General features: G+C 34.3%; 3 protein-coding genes. 2 read left to right on the plus strand and 1 reads right to left on the minus strand.

Going from position 1 to position 2,846, the window contains the following annotated elements; translation table 11 throughout:
• Together RHTP_RS09010 and RHTP_RS07495 are read left to right on the plus strand one after the other, a co-directional pair.
• On the plus strand, positions 1–173 hold a 173-nt coding region (locus RHTP_RS09010), incomplete at its 5' end, for a transposase (RefSeq protein ID WP_244609540.1).
• 1,661 nt (positions 174–1,834) lie between these two features.
• Entirely contained in the window at positions 1,835–2,455 is a 621-nt protein-coding gene (locus RHTP_RS07495; protein ID WP_138107506.1) for an NUDIX hydrolase, read from the plus strand.
• Between the two features lie 23 nt (positions 2,456–2,478).
• On the opposite strand, the gene RHTP_RS07500 is transcribed toward RHTP_RS07495, so the two are convergent.
• Positions 2,479–2,846 (minus strand): transposase (locus RHTP_RS07500; protein ID WP_171005696.1); only part of this gene is annotated, 368 nt, incomplete at its 5' end.

A 2,846-nucleotide genomic window follows, 5' to 3' on the forward strand; every position in this document is an offset into this window, starting at 1 on the left:
AAACTGTAAATGATCAACTTAAAAATATATCCCAGATTGAGCACACAAGGCATAGATCAGTGAGTAACTTTTTGGTTAATACGCTTTGTGGAATTGCGGCTTATATGAGGCAACCTAAAAAGCCTTGTATTAGGATGTCTGATAAGGAAAGTTTAGAGCTAGTTACCAGCTAGAAAACCCAAAACTGGGGTTTTAAAGGTGGTTTCAGACAGCAATTTGTCACGCACCATGGCAACGTGAGCAGGAGATAACTCAGATAGCAACAAATGGCCCAATTCTTCTTTCCAACGATTCAGGAGCTGAACCTTTTTGGAGTAATAGACGGGATGTTTAGGGATGGAGTTAGCGGCAAAGCGGTCAATGAGATCAGCAACAGAATGTTTGCGTGAAACCGATTGATTTTTGAATCGACCATCTCGAATAGCAGCTTCAGTGTCTTAAACCCGCTGCTTGGCTTGCGTTTTTGTCCTGAAGGAATCACGAACCTTGGGAGATCCCCTCAATCGAACTTCCGCATGATAACTTTTCTCACCATTCTTTTTGGTGACCTCTCTGATAGAACCCACAGTAACACCTCACTAAGTAGAATTGTTTAACATAAAAGGAAATATTTGAGAACAAGAGACAACAAATCCCTTGTTTTGGAATAAACAAAGGCTTTACTTTCAGAGAGAAGTGGTAAAGCTAAACAAAGCTTTACGCACTTTTTACGCACTTGAAGAAAGTTTTGATAAAAATTGGGGGGATTTAGGCTCGTTGGATGCAAAGAGAAAAGGACTAGCCGATAGGCCAATCTTTGTTGCCAGTTACTGCACTCTCTTTTGATTGAGTGCGTAAAATCTGCGTAAAAGAAGGTTTTCGCATTAATTGCGTAATGGGCGAAAACCAGCTTTTGTATAGGTGTGGAAAGGATGGGGCAAGCAGGACTTGAACCTGCGACCTACGGGTTATGAGTCCGTGCAAATTCCATAAATCACAATCATTAGCAACAGCTAACAATAGCTAAGATAGCACTATAGGAGATTTTTATCTATGGCAATTAGTTGTTGTCATTTGCTATTTCTTGTGTCTGAGTGGTCCAACAGTGGTCCATGAATTTAGAAAGAGAATGCAATACATAACGCATTTAGATATTGACTCAAAGAGAAGGGCTATTGTTGAACATGATGCGCAAGAAGCTTTACTGAGATCTACTTTATCAGATAAAGGAGTTGAGATCGCTAGTTCACCATAAAGTTTTCTTTTTGTGCCATTTTGGCAGAAGAAGTGGAAGAAGTAAGGAGGTAAGTGCTTGGAAAAGATGATGCATTTATAGGATAAACCAAAAGACCTAGATAAGAAATTTCGATGTTTAACAGACATAAAACGCGGCATATTTGAACTAATGTAGGATTTACAGATGTTGAAATTTCCATTAGCAAAGATTTATGAAATATAAGATCAAAATAAGGTTGATTTTACAAAATCTCTGAAAACGCTTTTAAACAGCTATAGGATCAAATGAATTGATTTAGGTATAATTTTACATGTAAGATCAAAAATAACGCCTCACAGATCATTAAAAGAGGTTTTTTTAGTCAATTTCTTAAAAAACGGTTCTTGTTTATAAAAAGAATAGTCAATCACAAAACATATAAAAACATTTAACTTTACTAAGTCTTTTTCTTGTCATTAACATCTTTTTTTAAAAAAAGGGGATCTATAAGATAAAATAGCAAATAGGAATATGTACAAAATTGATTGTCGATTTGCAAACAGCTCAATGAAATAAGAAATAGATTAGATTTTACGCAGATGATAGAATTAGAAGATGTTTATAGGATGCTAAAACAGAATGAATAATAAAATAACTAGAATAGTTACAGAATTGCAAGCTATAAGTCAAATAGGGTTAACTTTTTGCAATGATAATTTTGATCATGAAAGATATAGTAGGATAATGGAAATAAGTGCAGAACTGGCTAGCTTACATTCTTCTAAATCGCCTTGCGAAATATTGGAAATATTTTCAAAAGATAAAGGATATATAACTCCAAAAGTAGGAGTAAGGGCAGCAATCTTTGAATCTAATCAGATACTATTAGTTAAAGAAAGAAGTGATGGCCTGTGGTCTCTACCTGGAGGATGGGCAGATGTTAATCTATCCCCTAAAGAAAATATGCTGAGAGAAATAAGAGAAGAAACTGGCTTTGAATGCAGCATAATTAAATTAATATGTGTGTGTGATAAAAGGAAAGATCCCGTTTTATCAAAATGGCCTTACATTTACGATTTGTTTTTTTTATGCTCTATCATAGGTGGTAGAGTAAAAAAAACAACGCTTGAGACTAGTAATTTAAAATTTTTTCCTGAAAAAAATATACCTCCTTTATCCGTTAATAGAGTTAATGATTTGCAAATTAAAAAATGTTTTAGTCATTATTCCTCTCCCTTACTTCCTACTGAATTTGACTAAAGCTATACTCTAGAGATTTAGAATTAAGGATTTACAATATGAAATTTTTTAGAGAGGAGACTTTTTAATTCCTCTTTGAAAGTGGAAATATTTTCAAAAAAACTAAGAGTTGCTTTCTTGAATTCTACGAATTTTTCATAATATTGATTATTTCGAACTTTGCGATTCATGAATCGCCAAAGTCGTTCAATCAGATTAAGATTTGGAGAATAAGGGGGTAAGAACTTGATTTCTATTCTAGAGTTGTTGAGATGCTCAGAAACCAGTTTTGACCTATAATAACTTGCATTATCACATATCGCTATAATGCGTTCTGCATGGGGATATTGCTCTTCTAATTTCTGAAATAAGCTAATGGTAGATTGCGCATTTATATAATCTGCAACAATGG

Origin of the sequence: Candidatus Rhabdochlamydia sp. T3358, from assembly GCF_901000775.1 — a bacterium.
GTDB lineage: Bacteria > Chlamydiota > Chlamydiia > Chlamydiales > Rhabdochlamydiaceae > Rhabdochlamydia.